This window comes from Duganella violaceipulchra, assembly GCF_019166075.1.
GTDB classification, from domain to species: Bacteria; Pseudomonadota; Gammaproteobacteria; order Burkholderiales; family Burkholderiaceae_D; genus Rugamonas; species Rugamonas violaceipulchra.
In genome coordinates, this window is record NZ_JAHTGR010000130.1 from 1 (window position 1) to 438 (window position 438).

Sequence of the window (438 nt, forward strand, 5' to 3'; positions counted from 1 at the left end):
AACTGCCGCCGGCGCTGCCGTTCCGTAATTTTGTTGCGCAGGCGCGTCTGGGTGTCAGTCAGCAGGAGCATGAGGCCTTCTTTGCCGGCATGCTGGCCGATATCGACGAGCCAACTGCGCCTTATGGTTTGCTCGACGTCCGCGGCGACGGTACGCAGATCAGGGAGAGCAAGCGCGAACTGCCTGCCGCTCTGGCGGTGCGGCTGCGCGCGCAGGCGCGCGGGCTAGGCGTCAGCGCGGCCAGTCTGGTGCACCTGGCTTGGGCGCAGGTACTGGCCAAGCTGTCTGATCGCCGCGACGTGGTGTTCGGAACGGTGCTGTTCGGCCGTATGCAGGCCGGCGAAGGCGCCGGACGTGTGCTCGGCATGTTCATCAACACGCTGCCGGTGCGTGTCACGATCGACGAGCAGGATGTGGCGCAAGGGGTGCGCGGCACGC

At 66.9% G+C, this 438-nt stretch carries 1 protein-coding gene; it reads left to right on the forward strand.

Going from position 1 to position 438, the window contains the following annotated elements; genetic code table 11:
- Window positions 1-438 (forward strand): condensation domain-containing protein (locus tag KVP70_RS33305; RefSeq protein WP_217946717.1); only part of this gene is annotated, 438 nt, incomplete at both ends.